General features: G+C 36.4%; 20 protein-coding genes. 8 read left to right on the top strand and 12 right to left on the bottom strand.

Annotated features, from left to right (window positions below; all coding sequences use genetic code 11):
* Positions 1–106 precede the first annotated feature (106 nt).
* Entirely contained in the window at positions 107–343 is a 237-nt protein-coding gene (locus tag DYY65_RS08915; RefSeq protein WP_162477614.1) for a nickel-binding protein, read from the top strand.
* 33 nt (positions 344–376) lie between these two features.
* On the opposite strand, the gene DYY65_RS08910 is transcribed toward DYY65_RS08915, so the two are convergent.
* A complete protein-coding gene (locus tag DYY65_RS08910; RefSeq protein ID WP_162477613.1) occupies positions 377–1,348 on the bottom strand; it encodes a hypothetical protein in 972 nt (323 codons plus the stop codon).
* Positions 1,349–1,368: 20 nt separating this feature from the next.
* On the opposite strand from DYY65_RS08910, the gene DYY65_RS08905 reads away from it, so the two are divergent.
* The gene (locus DYY65_RS08905; protein ID WP_370519338.1) at positions 1,369–1,896 is read left to right on the top strand and encodes an SRPBCC family protein; all 528 of its coding nucleotides are present in this window, start codon (positions 1,369–1,371) and stop codon (positions 1,894–1,896) included.
* A gap of 940 nt (positions 1,897–2,836) precedes the next feature.
* Here DYY65_RS08905 and DYY65_RS08900 read toward each other — a convergent pair.
* The 6 genes from DYY65_RS08900 to DYY65_RS08875 form a co-directional block, all read right to left on the bottom strand.
* Positions 2,837–3,388 carry a hypothetical protein gene (locus tag DYY65_RS08900; RefSeq protein WP_162477611.1) on the bottom strand — a complete coding sequence of 184 codons (552 nt, stop codon included), beginning with the start codon at positions 3,386–3,388 and terminating at the stop codon, positions 2,837–2,839.
* Positions 3,389–3,842: 454 nt separating this feature from the next.
* Entirely contained in the window at positions 3,843–4,190 is a 348-nt protein-coding gene (locus tag DYY65_RS08895) for a hypothetical protein (RefSeq protein WP_162477610.1), read from the bottom strand.
* A 19-nt stretch (positions 4,191–4,209) separates the two neighbouring features.
* The gene (locus DYY65_RS08890; protein WP_162477609.1) at positions 4,210–4,497 is read right to left on the bottom strand and encodes a hypothetical protein; all 288 of its coding nucleotides are present in this window, start codon (positions 4,495–4,497) and stop codon (positions 4,210–4,212) included.
* 16 nt (positions 4,498–4,513) lie between these two features.
* Positions 4,514–5,011 carry a hypothetical protein gene (locus DYY65_RS08885; protein ID WP_162477608.1) on the bottom strand — a complete coding sequence of 166 codons (498 nt, stop codon included), beginning with the start codon at positions 5,009–5,011 and terminating at the stop codon, positions 4,514–4,516.
* 135 nt (positions 5,012–5,146) lie between these two features.
* Positions 5,147–5,740: a hypothetical protein gene (locus DYY65_RS08880; protein WP_162477607.1), complete on the bottom strand. Its 594-nt coding sequence runs from the start codon at positions 5,738–5,740 to the stop codon at positions 5,147–5,149.
* Positions 5,741–6,391: 651 nt separating this feature from the next.
* On the bottom strand, positions 6,392–8,665 hold the full coding sequence (locus tag DYY65_RS08875) for a helicase-related protein (protein ID WP_162477606.1): 2,274 nt from the start codon (positions 8,663–8,665) through the stop codon (positions 6,392–6,394).
* A 40-nt stretch (positions 8,666–8,705) separates the two neighbouring features.
* Here DYY65_RS08875 and DYY65_RS08870 point away from each other — a divergent pair, with 40 nt between their 5' ends.
* Positions 8,706–8,969: a hypothetical protein gene (locus tag DYY65_RS08870; protein WP_162477605.1), complete on the top strand. Its 264-nt coding sequence runs from the start codon at positions 8,706–8,708 to the stop codon at positions 8,967–8,969.
* A gap of 345 nt (positions 8,970–9,314) precedes the next feature.
* On the opposite strand, the gene DYY65_RS12535 is transcribed toward DYY65_RS08870, so the two are convergent.
* The gene (locus DYY65_RS12535; RefSeq protein ID WP_236561759.1) at positions 9,315–9,659 is read right to left on the bottom strand and encodes a hypothetical protein; all 345 of its coding nucleotides are present in this window, start codon (positions 9,657–9,659) and stop codon (positions 9,315–9,317) included.
* 116 nt (positions 9,660–9,775) lie between these two features.
* Between DYY65_RS12535 and DYY65_RS12530 the strand changes: the two genes are divergently transcribed.
* The 4 genes from DYY65_RS12530 to DYY65_RS12235 all read left to right on the top strand — a co-directional run bounded on the left by DYY65_RS12530 (position 9,776) and on the right by DYY65_RS12235 (position 12,032).
* Positions 9,776–10,069, top strand: coding sequence for a hypothetical protein (locus DYY65_RS12530; RefSeq protein WP_370519337.1), 294 nt, complete (start codon positions 9,776–9,778; stop codon positions 10,067–10,069).
* A 278-nt stretch (positions 10,070–10,347) separates the two neighbouring features.
* The gene (locus DYY65_RS08860; RefSeq protein ID WP_236561758.1) at positions 10,348–11,022 is read left to right on the top strand and encodes a hypothetical protein; all 675 of its coding nucleotides are present in this window, start codon (positions 10,348–10,350) and stop codon (positions 11,020–11,022) included.
* Between the two features lie 620 nt (positions 11,023–11,642).
* A complete protein-coding gene (locus DYY65_RS12240) occupies positions 11,643–11,801 on the top strand; it encodes a VOC family protein (protein ID WP_201449426.1) in 159 nt (52 codons plus the stop codon).
* Positions 11,802–11,834: 33 nt separating this feature from the next.
* Positions 11,835–12,032, top strand: coding sequence for a VOC family protein (locus DYY65_RS12235; protein WP_201449425.1), 198 nt, complete (start codon positions 11,835–11,837; stop codon positions 12,030–12,032).
* A gap of 532 nt (positions 12,033–12,564) precedes the next feature.
* Here the strand turns inward: DYY65_RS12235 and DYY65_RS08850 are convergent.
* Positions 12,565–12,816 (bottom strand): response regulator, encoded by a 252-nt coding sequence (locus DYY65_RS08850; RefSeq protein ID WP_162477603.1) that lies wholly within the window; start codon positions 12,814–12,816, stop codon positions 12,565–12,567.
* 387 nt (positions 12,817–13,203) lie between these two features.
* Between DYY65_RS08850 and DYY65_RS12765 the strand changes: the two genes are divergently transcribed.
* A complete protein-coding gene (locus DYY65_RS12765) occupies positions 13,204–13,338 on the top strand; it encodes a hypothetical protein (RefSeq protein ID WP_255457502.1) in 135 nt (44 codons plus the stop codon).
* Between the two features lie 402 nt (positions 13,339–13,740).
* Here the strand turns inward: DYY65_RS12765 and DYY65_RS08845 are convergent, their stop codons facing one another.
* From DYY65_RS08845 to DYY65_RS08835, 3 genes are all read right to left on the bottom strand, one after another.
* Positions 13,741–14,478: a PKD domain-containing protein gene (locus DYY65_RS08845; RefSeq protein WP_162477602.1), complete on the bottom strand. Its 738-nt coding sequence runs from the start codon at positions 14,476–14,478 to the stop codon at positions 13,741–13,743.
* A gap of 26 nt (positions 14,479–14,504) precedes the next feature.
* Positions 14,505–14,861: a hypothetical protein gene (locus DYY65_RS08840; protein WP_162477601.1), complete on the bottom strand. Its 357-nt coding sequence runs from the start codon at positions 14,859–14,861 to the stop codon at positions 14,505–14,507.
* A 499-nt stretch (positions 14,862–15,360) separates the two neighbouring features.
* Positions 15,361–16,836 (bottom strand): GH116 family glycosyl hydrolase, encoded by a 1,476-nt coding sequence (locus DYY65_RS08835; RefSeq protein ID WP_162477600.1) that lies wholly within the window; start codon positions 16,834–16,836, stop codon positions 15,361–15,363.
* Positions 16,837–17,254 lie beyond the last annotated feature (418 nt).

Here is a 17,254-nt window from a genome sequence, read left to right as displayed (position 1 = left end):
ATTGGTTCTTTACTGCTCAAATCCAACGGTCAGAATGATTCAGATTTTGGCAAGTACAATATAGTAGGCAGCAGATTTAAATAAACGTCACAAGTGAACTGATACGTTGCCTAAATTTCTTGATGTACACTCTTTCAAGGGATTCGACGAAGAAACACTGAAAAAATTACAAAGTGCTCCAGTAGATGAGTTTGGAATAAAACATCTTAACTTGATGTTCAATCAAGAGGAAGACAGGTTTTACTGCCTTACTGAGGCACCAAATAAAAAAGCAGTATATGATCATCACAACAAACACGGTGTCAAGTGCGAATGGATCACAGAGGTAAAAACTACCGCTTAATTTGACATGATGGATATCTGTCAAAAGGTCTAACTATTTCCGTTTAAGGATATATGGGTTCCAGGGTTTCTTTAATAATTCTCTTATCTTGCTCTTATCTTCGGATGGAACATTAGGATCTTCTAACAGCGCAGGGAAGTATTTGGATTTATAATTGGCGTATATAACACTTAACCCAGCTCCAGCTAGTCTCTTACCAAAATTCTTCCTATCCCTGCTGGGAATTAGAAATGCGTTGGGATTTCCTCTTTGAATATGGTCATCGAGCCAATCTTTAACATAGGGTATAGAATTGAACAAGGGTACGCTTCTACTGCCTGTTTTGCCATTAACCAAAACTTCCGCGTACTGATAATTCTCTCCTGCTGTTTTGAAAACCACATCTTTAATTCTCAATTTTAAAATTTCATGTGGCCTGCAACTTGTGTCCCTTGAAATCGCGTGATAACATCTATCTCTCTTGTTTGGGCAATATTTTAGAAATAAGAGGTCATTTTCTACTGTCCAGAGATCTGTAGGTTTATAGATTGATTGTTCTCTCCTTTTCAGTAGCGGAGTATTTTCTACAATTGCAGGTATTTTCCTCTTTTTTGGCTCATCATCTGGATAATGCAACCATTTGAAAAATCTGAGTATTACGGTTCGCCGCAGATTGTATGTCCCTACCCACTTATGAAAAGGATCTGATGTTTCAGGTCGACGTAAATTATCTAAATAGCGTAGTACATCTTCTCTTGTTACGTTCAAAAAGTCCTTGTATCTAACAAACTTGCATAAATCGTACAATATTTTGATTGTTGTCTCTCGATAACAATCAGAGATATTTATCTCATTTTTCATAGTTAAAATGTACTCCGATAGCGTAAGAGCATCCTGAAACGAAATATCTTGGGTTAGATGTTTAGAAATAAAACGTTGAAGACCGGCAGTTGCCAAATCAATTTTTCTGTTAATAATCTCCCCATTATTACCGAGCTGGTTTATTATGGCTGTGTCTTGCGTCATTATAATATAGAAAGAATAAGGTGACCAGCTATAAACTATTTCATTCAGTTAGTATATCAACTAATATACTTGATCATCACAGCTTTATATATTTGCGAACATTCAGCCATTCGTTTATTGTTAAAAGACCAATAGAAAAGGTTTGGAATTTTTATACAGATGTGGAGCATTTGGAAAAAATAACCCCTAAGAAAATAGATCTTAGAATCATCAATGTTACTAATCAAAGGATCATACAAGGACAAGAGATATGGCTTAGTGGTAAGATAGCTATCAAAATAAGAACAGCGAGATGGCATTCGAAAATAACGCTTCTACAACCGTACGAATATGTAGATGAGATGTTAACAGGACCATTCAAGAAATGGAAACATATACACAAGTTTCAAAGCATAGATGACAAACAAACAGAAGTAATTGATGTTGTTGAGTTTGAATTCCCTTATAATATAATAGGAAAGCTCTTTGAAGGCTATGCATATAAACAATTACAAGATATATTTGAGCATAGGAAACTGGCTACAATCAACTCACTAGAGAATTATTAAATACGTTGGTAAGACTTTCTTACTGATACTCTGACAGCATCATAAGTGGATGCATAAAAATTGCCTTCAATGTCGGTACCATTAAAGACTGAAATATTGGTTGCCCCGTCTATCGTTTAGTTCGTTGCGGCTGCTATTCTATTTTTTTCATAGCAAATACAAGAATTGAAACCAGGAGAACATTAAATGAAATCCACAGATATAGTAGAACACTACATGTTGCTTCTGGATAGATTATCAAGGCAAAAGAAACGTAAATACCACTGAATTTTTATTTAAATCAACTTCAGGCATTATTCCTAAAATATTCTTGAACAATCCTATAGATATAGACTCTTAACCAGTAGGGCCAATTTTCACCAAATTTATGCATACGGTATAATCTGCGTTTATGTAAAAGTTGTATTCTTTGAACCTTAGTGACAAGCACGTCTTAGAACCTCCATCGTTGAGCAGGTTCATGGATAATCTCGAACCAAATGTATCAGAATCAAGGCAGGATTTATACTCATATTACATCCTGTAGAAATGTTCGTTCATAATGCTAAGAAACGTGCTCGATGTGACAGAATAGTGACCTTATGTCTTCATGCAAAATTGTTTTCGGAAGAACAAAACGAGGTATGGATGAGGATAGAGGAAGATAAGTGGTTCGATTCAATTTCAAAAAATGTAAACAAAGAAACAGTTACAGCATGATCCACATAGTCTCCTAACCCTTTTGTTACCTTAGTTCTTAAAAGGATTGTATTAACAATAATAATCACGTGAGTTTATTCCGATGAAGATATTCTGACTATAGAAGGTATGTTCACAAATGCCAGAATGAATACATCGACTGCATCAAATCAAAAGGTTTTCTATTTTTTGGTAAATATAAGAGGAAAATACATCCTTGTATTGAGTCTATTAATCCACTACTGATAGTCAAGTTAACATGTTATGGTACAATAAATGAAAAAACTACAGAACTTTTGCTTAAATTAATTTTAGGACTTATTCCAAGAATGTTTTTAAATAGGCCAATGGAAATAGATTCTTTTAACCAATAAGACCATTTCTCACCGAATTTATGATGGATTGTAATTATATAATTTCTTTCTTGTTCTATTTGAAGTTCATACTCAAACATTCCTCCGTATTTGGATAAAAATGACAAGTGCAAGAGACATGCTTCAATATCTAATTTCTTGTAAGCGAATACGAGATAATCTTTGGGAACAGTAGCAGCAAATTCTTCTGCAGCCATTCTCAGTTTATCTGGTTCGGTTGCCTCAATAATAGCTTCTAGAGCTTCATGCGGCAAAGAAACACGGCCAAATTTTTCGGCATATCTGTCCCACTCAACATATTTTGCAAGAACCGAAGAAACAAGTGCATTTTCACTAACCCCATGCTCCTTAGCGTCTTTATTTAAAGCGTCATCTAAATCTTTATCGATACGTATAGTTCTTAGTATCGTCTTTTTCTTCTCTTTTCTATCTTCATTCAATTTTTGATACTAACCTTCAATCACAAATATAATGTTTGAAGTCTTATTATGCTAGTACAGACACTCTCCTATGCGATATCTATTGCTGTGGGCCTTTGTAAAGCCGTTGGGAATGGAGGATGCTGAGGACTACATTAACAAATATGAAAGGACAGGTAGGACATGCTTTAAATAAAACAGCACAAGAACCACAACAATTTCATATTGCTAAACGAGAATGAATGAAAGCAGGTTCATATACAACTAGCCAATAGTCGAAATTTGATTTAAGATGCGAACATCGTAACTTCTAAGGGGCTCTTATGACCAGGAATTACTATAAGGATTGGGTTTTATAACTCCTACAATAGATTTTTCATTTTTCACTATTTTGCCTCTGATTGTCTATGGACCCAGGAAAATATGGGATCTGACATTGTTTGTTTGTTTGTGATATCCTATGCGTAGGCCTAAGCTATGTAACCTTTATCTTTAAGGCCTTTGAGACTGCAACGTAGTCATTTGCAGCACCTAACATTATAGTATATTCACCGGGCTTTAGAGTCATATGGGGTGTAAAAGAAAAACGAATCTCTGCTTCTCCTTCCTTATTTATTGGAATTTTCGAAATTTGTCTATCAAAAAAGCCTGAGGAATTATCAAGATATCCTGTTGGCGTAAAGGTGCCTGATACAATCAAATGTGGTGGGCTAATGTAAGAGACAAGAGATTGATTATTATTGCTGTGTATAGAAGGCATTCTCTTAGTTGAATAGCTAACGTCGACTATAATTTCACGTGTTTCTCCTCTCTTAACAGTCAAATCCTTATGAGGCCGGGTTTCAACAGAGAATGGTAACTTTTGGTTCTATTTTGCCTATTTTGTTCTCTGACCATTCTGTAAACCATATCTGTTTATGATTCTGGATGGAAAATTGAAGTACGTTTGCAATACCACATGATTGTTGCTGGACTAGATTTATCATGGTTGCAATATTGACATACCTACTACTACCACTATGATCTGTATTGTTTTCGGAAATTTTTGGACAGTTTCCCCAGATTCTGTTCTGTGTTGGAATCCAATATTCTATTAATTTCGCGATATGTGGATCAAATCTGGCAACCATATTGCCCTCTTGTTCATTAAACCAAAGAGAGCCATCTGGCCGACTTTACCCAGTAAGGTAGAGTGTATACATTCCTATTCAAGGCTTCAGATGCTGTACTATTACCCTGGTTTTCAATAGTATTTCCAGTATAGTTATTGTTATTATTACCATAAACCCGTGGAGACGCTGTTGAGGTAACAAATTCCGTGATTTTATCATTTCTTGGATCTACCTTGTAGAATATACTGGAGCCAGCATTTGTGACCCAAAGATTGTCCGAATCATCTAATGCAAGCCCCACAGGAGAATTCAAGCCTCTAGGTAAATCAAATGTCTCGAAAGTTTTTGTCCCCAAACTATATCTAAATAACTCACCCTTCATTCCGTATGCTAAAATAGAAATCCATAATGAGTTTCTTTTGGTATCATATGCAACTGAGCCTGTAGCAATGTGAATAGGATCAATCCCTCTGAAGGTGTTGTTAACAGGGATTGGAATCTGATAAATTCCATCAGAGGTACCGTTTCTCATTTTATTTTTATCGCCTATCCATATCGAAGTAGAAAATGTGCCTACAAAAAAATGCTTTTATTTTTTTGATCAAACTGAAGTCAAACCGGATAAGTCGTTCCAAATGAACTAGAATTACCTGGAATCTTAAACATTTCAGAGATGTGTAGATGGCGTGTATTTCCATATTGCATTGCCAATTTCATCGGTAAACCAAATATCTCCAGATCCCTTTGTGTCAACTTTCATATCCCATACTTGGGAATAGGATAGAGGGTTCAAATGTGATGGCCATTCGGGAATGACATACTCCTGATCAAATTTCTCTTTTCCTAGGTCATAGCTTCCTAGAAGGCCATCTTTTGTGGATACATACCAGACCTTGTGTTTTTGACCATCTACAGCAATGCCTAATGGCATTTCACAAATTTGAGGAAGTACGTATTCTGTTACGTAGACGGTGAAATTAGGTTTTGCACCAATTGCACAAAATGCCCCTTGAAAATTTCTGATGACTTTGGACCTTTCATCGTTTGTAGTTACCATTGAGACGGATATCGGTCGACTATGGTATCTCGTAGTATAGGCTGAGGATTTTCCATGAGATTGGAAAGGATGATTTTGTACATAATCAACTTTCTTATTCTCAGAGCCAGTATTCAGTTTGATATCCAATGGTAACGCATTTATGACTTGCCCTCTTATCGCACTTGAAATGAGGGATAAAATTAGTATTGAGAATAGAAACACACCTACCTTAACAGTTCCTTCGACGATAATCGAGTTGCATTTGAATTATTGATCAATATTGTAATTAAGGATACCATGTAGTTAACGAGAAAAACGAATGACACTAAACCAAAATAGGGTAGACCAAACATATTCTTGTATCAACTCTATAGAAAAGACAGAAGTAGTGTGGGAAGATTCATTGACCTAATCAAAGAATCTACTCTCCGTCGGCTGAAAACGCGAGTGTATTTTCAGTCTTTTCAAATTGTAGACTACGTTTGGTTTTCTTTAATTCGTTAAATAAGAATTAGTATAAATTACCTAAATAGATAGACCATTTAATTACCATATCATGTTGTATAAGATACATGTGCTTACGCTGGCCATCATCATATAATTTCATCATGTCTATATATAGCCAGATATTTTTATCCAATTTTCTAAAAACTCTATTGTTGTGTTCATTGTGAATCCATTTTCTATAAACAAAATGCTTTGTATGGTCTTGGCTACATGTTCAGCTCTGCTGTTCTGACAAATGACTTATTATATTTATGACAAAGCATCTTTTGACAACTATGAAACCAGCCTTTGGTGCATTGGCATGACATTAATAATATTTTATATGAGATAGTGTTAAAAACATATATTTTATACGGCTCTTCCATTTCATACTATTTGTTTTATCCTTAGGCTAAATATGTCTCCATCTCTGTATAATTCTCCTATTGCCCTAAATTCTGATCCTTTTCTAAGTAATTCCCTAGGGCCTTCATAATCATAGTGATTTAATCTTGCATGCCATTTATCGTTCACAATTACTAATGCTCCACCGTGGATAATCTTTACAACGTGTACTCCATACGTACTGCCTGATACCTTTACTGTATTCTCAGATAGAATAACCCTATCATCGCCAATCCACTCAATCCTTTTCAATTTTTCCAACCTTTTTAAGGCTTCTAATAGTACAGAATTGTCAATTGAGTAAGTCTCTTTAATTGTATCTACATCTAACCCCTGTGTACCGCTTTTAGCTACTAATTGATGAATTCTTCTTGATGCTGAATCCACTTGTTTCTTAAATTCATTAGTAAGTGTATAAGATTCAATTGAAAGCAAATCCATTTTACTCTTATCTTTCAATCTGGCTAACTTTGCATTTAATTCAAATGTGACGCGTTGGATCAAATCATCTGTAGAGATACCATGCTGCGATGATAACGTTTTATCCACTATTCCATCAAAGACTTTTCGTCTTGATTCATAGGATGAAATCTCTTCAGAAGTCATTGGATTTGGCAAGCTAATAGTCCTTCGAATAGGAGTCAATGAGGAACTCAGACTAGAAAGTATTTGTTTCATTTTCTCTATACGTCTCTTGCTGGCGTAAAGGTAACGTTCATCAAGAGTATTCTTTGTGGCAAGTATTACCACAGTACCAGCTGATTTTCTGCCTGTCCTACCCCTTCGTTGTATGTATCTTATCTCGCTAGGAATTGGCTCGTAAAATACAACGAGACCAACTTGCGGTATATCAAGTCCTTCTTCGGCAATTGATGTTGCTACCAAGATATCAAACTCACCATTTCTAAATGATTCAAGTACAGCCGATTGTTCCTCTTGATTCATACCCATGTCAAGCTCTCTTCTGGCTTGACCGACAAATCTGACTGCCTGCAGACCATTCTCGTTGAGTGTTTCGACTATTCTTTTAGCAGTATCCCTATAATGGGCAAAAACTAGAACTTTTGGTCTCTCATTGGCTAATACAACCTGCTTCTCCTGCCCTGCAATCATATTATTATCTTTTTCATTAGGCTGAGAATAATGTTGCTTTAAGAGGTGTATTAGATAGGTCATTTTTGGATGGTCTAATTTCATAGCATTTATAAAAGTCCGAATTTCTTTTATCCTCCTGTCATTCAATAGCAACAAATGAGCCTTACCAGCATCATTCTCAATCCTATTAAGAAACGCTCTCAGTGATTGAGAGCCCTGGCTTTCTATGAGCTCTGCACAGTACGTGAGAGTAAGAGCTGACGACTGTTGCATTAGAGCTGAATAAAGTGGACCCCTTAATTCTTCCATAGTAAGTTCTATCTTATATTGAATTTCTTCACCTAGGTTGATTAAATCACGTTTAAATATCCAATTCGGATTTTTTTTCCTTAGCAGTCCTCTCTCTATTAGAAATCTCAATTTCTCTTCAAGCATGCTGCGAAAAATTGAGCTGATGTATTTGTATTCTTGCGGAATCGTGAACCATTGCCAAGTGGTCTGGATCGGATTTACGTATGGTTTCACCGTTGGATCCTCTTCGTTTCGATACTCAATCTGTTCAATTGATAAGTTATTACAGACTTCTTTCACTCTTCCTCTTTCTGAGCCTGGGCTGGCAGTCATTGCAAAGATTGTAGGATTTGATGACTGCTGAAGATAGTATCTTGCTATAGAGGTATAAGCATAGTCTTTTACGGCCCTGTGAGCCTCATCAAACACTAATAAACTAAATTCAGCCAGTGACAATCTATTTTCCACCAAGTCGTTCCTAACTACTTCTGGTGTTGCAAAAACAAGTCTCAGGCTCCCGTTATTCCAAATGGCTAATCTACTTTCAGGTTGGTTTTTTCCAGAAACGATTGCTACTATATCTTCTGGTATTCGCAGTAACGAAAAAAATGAGCCCATATGTTGTGCTACAAGTGGTTTAGTGGGAGCCATAATCAACACTCTTTTTGATTTATATTTATGCAGAAATTCTGCACAAAGGAGTATGGCTATGGCAGTTTTACCAAGGGAAGTTGGAAGAATCACCAAGGCATTCTTGTTTCTCACAGACTTGAATATAATATCTTGATACGTTCTGAATTCCAGAGCGTCTTTTTTGATTAGTGGATAGCTGAAGTACCGAGAGTCATCATATCTTGTGAGCTCGTTCACCGTTCCAAAAGATTAGATCAGGCTTGTATAAGTAGATTTAATGGTGACAGCTGAGGTAGATCAAGGAATGCAGCCTAGCGGAGATCGAGCCATTAGTATTCTAAGTCGAGCTTACATTAGGTTTATATTTGCAATTGTTCATTCAAGTAAAGACACTTTACAGCAGAATTTGCGAAAAGATCAACAAAAAAATGCACACGTTTCCATGTCAAGGTTGGCAAATTCAAAAGCTCTCTACACTTCAAGTTTAGTCTCAGTTGCATACACCCTTCGTTCAGAATTGTTCAATCATTGCACCTCATAACAAATACTTGTCAGATTTCGGCTTAAATTCATAACAAAAACTTGTCTTGTGCCTCTTGTAGACAACACATTCAAATAGACCGCAGGATAGCAAATCTGGTTGTAACATACAACAAACAAGGAGACTGGATAATAATAGAGATGAATGTGCCTTATATGCGAATTTACTTTAGAGGGAGGAAGCGTTTATTGTAGCTTTGTCGTATGCTCTGAACGACATTCCTAAACTTCGGAACACTATGAAAATTGCAGGATCCATGGATTTACCTTGAAATAAATGAAGGAACATCTAGAACATGCAGCCACGAAAATATTCAGTTGAAGAGAAAACACGAAAGAAAAAATCTCAAAGCATTAACCTTAATGATTTAGCGAACACGATACTTTTCCTCGCAGCATTTTTGGGGATTTGGCAGCTAATATTTATGCTAGGAATATGGCCAAAGGTAGCACTGCCATCGCCAGCAATGGTTGCCCAATCCTTTGCTGAACTAAATTTTTCACTAGTTGTTAATATAGCTGTGACTATGTGGCGTCTTTTAATCGGATTTGCAGTCTCAATCATTTTAGGAGTTTGTATTGGATTGACTATGGTTAAATTTAAGGACTTTGGGAAAACCATGAGTTCATTTGCAGTAGGGTTACAATCATTCCCAAGCATTGCCTGGGTTCCATTCGCAATTTTATTCATAGGTCTAAACGAATATGGCATATTATTTGTTGTAATCATGAGTTCTGTATTTTCAGTTATATTATCAACTCCCCCCGATCTATATTCGTGCTGCCAGAAATTTAGGTGCTAAAGGGGTGGCGCTATTTAGGTTTGTAATGATCCCTGCTGCCACTCCTTCATTAATAAGTGGAATTACACAGGCTTGGTCTTTTGCTTGGCATGCACTAATAGGAGCAGAGATACTCATGGCAGCATCTTTGGGCTTAGGCCATATCTTGGACGTTGGCAGGGAGTTTCAGCTCATGGATCAAATAATTGCATCGATGATCACTATATTCGCAATTGGACTGGTATTTGATAGATTGGTCTTCTCTAAACTTGCAAATAGGATAAGGGAAAGATGGGGTCTCAATCAAAGCAATGAGTGATCTAAAGTGATTTACCATTTGGCAAGTATTATGTGGAGGTTTTAGTCTACTAACCGAATTAATTTGAATAACCAAAGACTAACTGAAAACAAACATAGAAATTAAAATTATTGATGGTCTATACGCTTAAAAAAGACGCATATATAACCATACGTCAACGAGATAATTATCTACAGGCATGTTTGCCAGGTGCAACGAGTATAGTCCTAACGTTGCAAATCAATTAAAGTAACACTTAACCATAATTTGCTATATACTTTATATGATGCAAGGAGAAAATGAGATATGTGATTTTAGTAGAAAAAAATTCTTATACCGTACATTTACATGACAACTTAAGAACCTTGGAAGCCTGGGCTAACATTATGAAGTCGGTTAGAAGTTTTCTTCAACAGTCGACTATACCTGCAGTAATAATCTTTATCACTATTCTGTCAGCTGTAGTTACAAATACTAACATAGAATTGGCTGCTGCTCAAAAATCCTCTTCGATAAATTCGCTAACTATAGATGGGATACAATGCAATACAGCCGAGCAACTACTTTATCATATCCATGCCCATCTTGATATAATAATCAACGGTCAAAATTATCTGGTCAATCCACAAATAGGGATTGTTCCTGGCAAGTGTATACATTGGCTACATACGCACGACGAGTCAGGGATAATACATATTGAATCACCAATCAACAAGGATTTTACATTAGGCCAATTCTTTGATATATGGAATAGGAAGCTTAGCAATGATCAAATATTTACATACATGGCTAACAATACTCATCCTTTGAACGTTTATGTTAATGGGATTAAAGTACCAAGCGGAACAAATTATAGAGACATTAAGCTTCATGCTCATGACGAAATTGCAATAGTATACGGTGCTATGCCAATATCTATACCTTCCAAATATGATTTTCCCCCTGAAGAGGATGTGCATTATAGAAACTCATAAAAGGCTTTACTTTATAAATTTGGAGATATGAAAAGGTGGAATAAGGGAATTATGTTGTTTCCTATTCTATTCTCGGCATTATTACTACTTACGATAGCAATCTCACCCCATAGTCTCCTGGCACAATAAAAGAGTACTGCCAATTTTCTTCCATATCAAAATTACACCTCTGGACAAAATCCAAATCTATATAGTTTGGGATAAACAAAATAATGGAAAATGGCAAGACACATAAATGATGCAGTGACGTGTACTTCACCATTGGACGAGGACTTTATTGCAATAGATGATATCTCAATCAAAAGGTATTTCAATGGCCTAGTATGCGAATGACAGTCTAACAGACTTGAGGCAAACCAAATTTTAGTGGAACCATATTCTTGTTAACCAAAATATTAATTGAACTAACAAAAAGGCTTGAGTAAATCCTAAGCAAGAGTAAGTACCCTCGACCAAAGAATCAGATGTTTTAAGATTTAATGTGTTTCATAATAGACCATCTTATCATGTCCATACTTTCGTTTTGATTCTTAGCACCGTTCAGGCTTTGAGTACATGCGGTAAACCTTTTGATGCTATTACGCTACTTTTAAATAGTTTAATGAATTACCATGCAAGCTATGCCTAGAATTGTTCATTTTGAAGTACCTGCTGATGATCCAAATAGAGCACAGGAATTTTATGAACAAACGTTTGGCTGGAAGTTTAATAAGTGGGAAGGACCTGGACCTGGATCTGCACCTGTGGATTATTGGATGATAAAAACAGGGGAGGAATGAACTGCAGGAATAAATGGTGGTCTTTCAAAAAGAATGCCTGGACATAGTGGTGGTATGACTAATGTTATCGATGTTCCATCAGTTGATGAGTATTGTCACAAGGTTCAGACAAATGGTGGTCAAGTATTAGAAGGAAAAATGCCAATTCAAGGGGTTGGCTATTTTGCTTCGTGCAAGGACACTGAAGGAAACATATTTGGAATAATTGAAATGGATAAGAATGCAAAATAGCTCCCTTTTTTAAAACTATTGGCAAACCTTTCTTTCGATACCAACTAAAGACAGATTAACTAGCAACCGATGGCAAATAACTCCTGAATAATAAGTAGAATTTACTACTAATCTAATCGAGGAAGTAATAAAAATTTAGGCGGCAGTAGGATAAGTCATCTTATGCAACAAGTCAGGCTCCTGCTCCTAATGCTTCTTTCTTAACATTGTCAAGCCGCTCATTCTGATAAATGCTAAGTCGGCTAGAAGAATAGAAAGGTGTTCCACTAGGAGGTCCATTTGTGTAGGCTATCTGGCTACTAGGCTAATACCACTCATTGCCAGATTAAGAATTATTATTATTTATGTCTATTTAAGAACATGGCTTTTTAATTATTAAGATTGGGTAAAGAGAGATCCTCTCTTCGCAACAACCTTTCTTTTAGAATAAGCTTATTAGCAAAGCATTTAACGTTTAGTTTAGGAAATAACTCCCTAAATTCATCATAGTAAATCTGAAATGCAGTACCAAAATAGACCCTTATTTTCTTGTTTACATCTTTATTTTTGAACGCAACTCAAATCCATTTAGGTGAGGCATTTTGATATCAGAAAGTAATAGAACATAGAAGTCAGGTCTAAAATGTAACAAAGCATCTTTTGGATCGTTGAATGTATCTAACCGAAACCCACCTTTTAACTCTAAACCCATCGTTAGAACTTCAGTTCTGTCAGGTTCATAATCTACCATCAAAACTCTAGGTGGAATATTTTTCTCTTGGACAGTTATTTCCTTGGCCATCATTCGTGTCCACTATTCATAGCGATCCCATGTAGGTGGCTCCGAGGTAAAAATGCATTAAATGTAATATCATGACAATATTTTAAATCGTTATTATTGGTATTCGTAAAGATTTGTTGTAAGAAAAAGGGTATTATTTCTAAAATGGGTCCATTACAAACTTGAATGACAGAATCATAAGTCGTGTATCTAAATGGTAGGCACAATAGTTGAAAATTATGTTCTGTGCAACCGAAAATATAACATGATAATGAGACGGTCTGTCAGTTGTTGGTGTACCAGGTTGTTATAATAGTAGTACAAAGATGAGGGGCATCATCATTGCAATCTTAATAGCGACAGATAAGGCTCTGCCATAATATTTCTGCATAATAGGGAGTCTAGAGATGAATGATTACGGATGACTACATGATACCTGCATCGTCAGCTCATAGAATAGTTGGTGAAACGTCTGCTGAGCTTGCCATTCCAAAACCTTCTGGCTTTTTGAAACAAACATCGCAAAACCAAGCACTATTGACATAATGACCTATCTTTAGTTGACCTCCTTTCTCTACTTCCGGCTCTACTGAATCAGCTACATTAGACCTACATCTTATGCGTATAGGTAATAAATCAACCATATGAATTATAGCAGCATACATAATTTATAATTTACTTAACACTCACCCCAACAAAACTATAATTTCAGACTTCATAGTGAACCTAATAAATACCTCTATCTATCTGTACTAACAAGCTCCCAATCTCTAATAATCCAGATATAGCCAAACTAGACTTTTTTGTTAGCTTACTACAACCGCTAGTACAGATTGTTGCAAATTTCCGTATACCTAGGCTCATTAATTAACCTAACTACTACTCCTAAACTTGTTGTTTGGTAAGACAACCTAAGGTATAGGTCCAGGTTTAGGTTAGGAATACAAATCAGCTGGTATGATTTATTGGTGGAACCATGGGAGGCGTAGGTAGTGCTGGCACATTGTTAGTAGGCATGTTGACAGAGTTTGAACCTCTACTTTGGTTATTTGAAGGTACTATCGTGATTGTTGAAGGTGGTGATAGCTGCTTTGTGACTTGAGTCTGAGGTAATTCGTGAATAGCCATAGCTGGCTTATCTAGGACATCCACAAAGGCAGTACCTGTCTGTCCAAGGTTGTCTGTAACGTTTAGTTGGAATGATAGAAGGGTGTTTGTTCTAACTTTGGGGGCGGTAAATTCCCAAACGGAGCTATTTACACCACCTAAATTAATGAAGCTTGTAGGAATCTGCTTCCATGAGTATGCTAGAATTATTCCACCCAGTGAGCTGCTCCCTGACCCATTCAGAATTACAGTCGACCCAGAAGTAGTAAACTGATTGTGTCCAGCATTAGCGACTGGTGGAGGTTGCGAAGATTGATGATGGCTGTTGTTAACAGTAGACATTGCTGGTAGCAATGACTGGTAGTTAGTTAAGGATAAAGTAGGTACAAACATGCTTGGCATAAATCCATTATGTTGTTCCAAATTTACTGTAGTATTGTTGATTGCTGCAGTAGTGATTCCAAGATAGGTTTTTGCTACTTGAGCAAGAGTCAAACTGCTATGACTTGATAAAATGATTGCGAAAAAAAGGATTAAAAACAATAGTTTAAGTGCCAATCCAGAAATTGCATTGACCATTTGGTTAGACGCTGCCCATTTTTCTTTTAGTTCTTGCTCTTCTTTATTTCTGATTTGGCTATTTCAGTTGTATTTCGTGTTGTGTTTTTTGTATCTAAAACAACATTGGCTGTATTCTTAATAATTCCTTTCTCTTTTAGATCCCTAGCAATATCATTAAATTCCTTTGCAGTATCTCTGATTGCGATAGTTGTTTCGAATATTGCACGTACTAGCTCTTCAATCGCAGCGGTTCTGAGTAATGTGTGTATTAGGTCTCTTGCTGTGGACGACGTTTCAGAAATATTTTTGGCAATATTTTGTATTGATCCAGCAGTAACATGATCAGAGGTGAGCGGACAACAGTAATCATGTATCCTCACAGAATTATCATCAGAAGACATTTCATTTATAGGAGCATTTAAAACGAATATCAACCTTTGCGTCTAATTAGAACATACAAAATCTGGATAGTCATGATATCGTTATAGCATAATTATGCTCAAGAGATTTAGTGAATCATTGGTGTCTTTAAAATGGATCACCTTTAGGTAGTGGGTGTACATACATTCCTCAGGCCAATAATCCTCTCCAGGTCTCATATGGATCCAAACCGTTATTCCTTATTTCGACGTTATTGGGTCCTCATGATAAAGCTTATAGACAAAATGGTCATATATAGTCATATCCGTCTCGACTTATGGGTTAGCGATAATATGGCTCATCGTCCATAATACAACTAATCCATATTTAGACTTTCAACCCACATCATTGGGAATGACCCACTTATTCGTGATTCCTATACTAATAGCACAAGTTAGATTGCATTTTAGATTGCAGCACTCTCTTGTAAGTAGAACTTATGAACTCAATTGCTTGTAACCTTTTGTGATGGTATGAACATTACGTCTTCATTCTCCAAAGAATATCTGCAATAGCTACCCTTACTGAGGATATTCCTGTTCTGAACGGATACGCTCCGTTCCCCTGATCTGTAACAGGATTTATCCATTCATAAAATGTATGTACGTGTGGATGGTTCTCAGAGGCAAGCTTAGAAAGAAGAATATTACATTCATCTAGCTGATTAAATCTGCTTCTGGCCAATATCTCAATTCCTGTGATCCAAGGCCAAAAAGTATGGTTATGATAAAAGTTTGGTTTAAGTACCCAGGGACCTGTAGACTTCATTTCAACCTCAGTGACTAAGGGCCATTTATGCTCCCATAGTCTTTTTTTCATAGTGTCAAGAGTATGGAGGGCCATTACTTTTTTGTGATCATTAGTATTATTGTAACTGGCAGGCGTACGACCTTTGTCTGATTTGTCTTCTTGTCCTTTTCTTAGATTTCTCGTCTGATGATCTTTTCCTTGATAGGCTTCAAGCCTGTTGTTTTTCTGGAAATTTTGAGAAATTGCAACCAGATAAAGAGAAACATCTTGGGTAAGGGTTCTGTATGGACCACCAATATGATGTGACTGTTGTATATCAATGTAACAATTGTCTTCTTCTGACCATAGTTTTCGTTCCACTGCGTTTGTTATTTTATTTGCTAAATTCTTCATAGAATCCGCATCTCCATCTCTCCGCAGTTCTGTCAATAAGGAAGTAAAGTCATTTAGAGCAAGCAAGAAGCATGCTTGGCTGTAAACTATCTTTCCAGCTCTCAAGGCAGTATCCATCCAATCTTCATTGTGATTCTGTTCCAATAAGCCATCACCATCTGTATCACGCTTTTTCAGATAATCTATTGCCTTTAGCATACGAGGAACCATAAAGTCAATATTTTCTTGTTTTATTGTTGAATTGACAAGTGAATCTCTCTCTTTATAATTAGGTGTTGGCGGCACCTCATTAGAACTCGTAGTAGAAGACGATTGATATTGAGTGCTTCCTTCTTCCTTTAGTAACATGTCAAGGATCCAAGATGTTGTAGATACCATTAATGCAGTTGAATCTATGTCCGGATTTTGTCCATAGACTTCAGAAAAACCAGTCCGATATATCGTGGTGGGAAGTGCTCCTTCGAAGGTCTTTTGTACTTCAGTTTTTGCAACAAGTGATAGAAATTTCATTTCTGGTGAACCTCTCCCATAAATTATCTTCTCTTCACCCGGGATTATCTGATGTGACCAAATAAGATGAATTTGCTGCAAAGTTTTATCGATACTTTGATTGGTTAGAAACCAATCTCTAAGGATGTATGACGCGTCTCTACACCATATAGCTTCATAATGGCCACCAGGATTTACACCTTTAAGGGCATGTTGTCTTGTTTTTCTTAGAAATTCTCCTGATTTGGCGGCAAATTCTTTCCAAGAATGAGATGATCTAGATGAAGAGGAATTTAAAGTGGAACAGGCTTCTTCCTCTGTCATGTAATGAGATATAGTATTGATGAGGCTAATTTGTATATACCGCTCTAGGAAGGGCTGGCTGTAGTCGTGTTTATTATTAGATTTACTTCGTTTGATATGCTTTACTTCAGAGAGAATCTGATCCAATGCACATTAGACCGACCATCAAAGTTAACGTTTGTGGGCTACCGAAATCGATGAAGGCAGTGAAAGCAGTGAGGGCCTTAGAGAACATTTGCTAAATTAACGAATGCAATAATTATGGAAATCTCACTCGACTAAGGAAGAATTGAACTAGAACTAGCATTAGTATCATTAATCTTTAGACGATATCTTGTATAGTGATCGCCATAATACTGATAATACTTTCACAGCCTACACTACCTTCACTTAGATGTGTTCTTATCCCTTCGTTACATTCATTAAGCAAGTTTTACAC

Origin of the sequence: Nitrososphaera sp. AFS (assembly GCF_009898475.1) — an archaeon.
In the GTDB taxonomy this organism is placed as follows: domain Archaea; phylum Thermoproteota; class Nitrososphaeria; order Nitrososphaerales; family Nitrososphaeraceae; genus Nitrosopolaris.
Note: the sequence above shows the minus strand (reverse complement) of the source record. Positions and strands in the feature narration are given on the sequence as shown.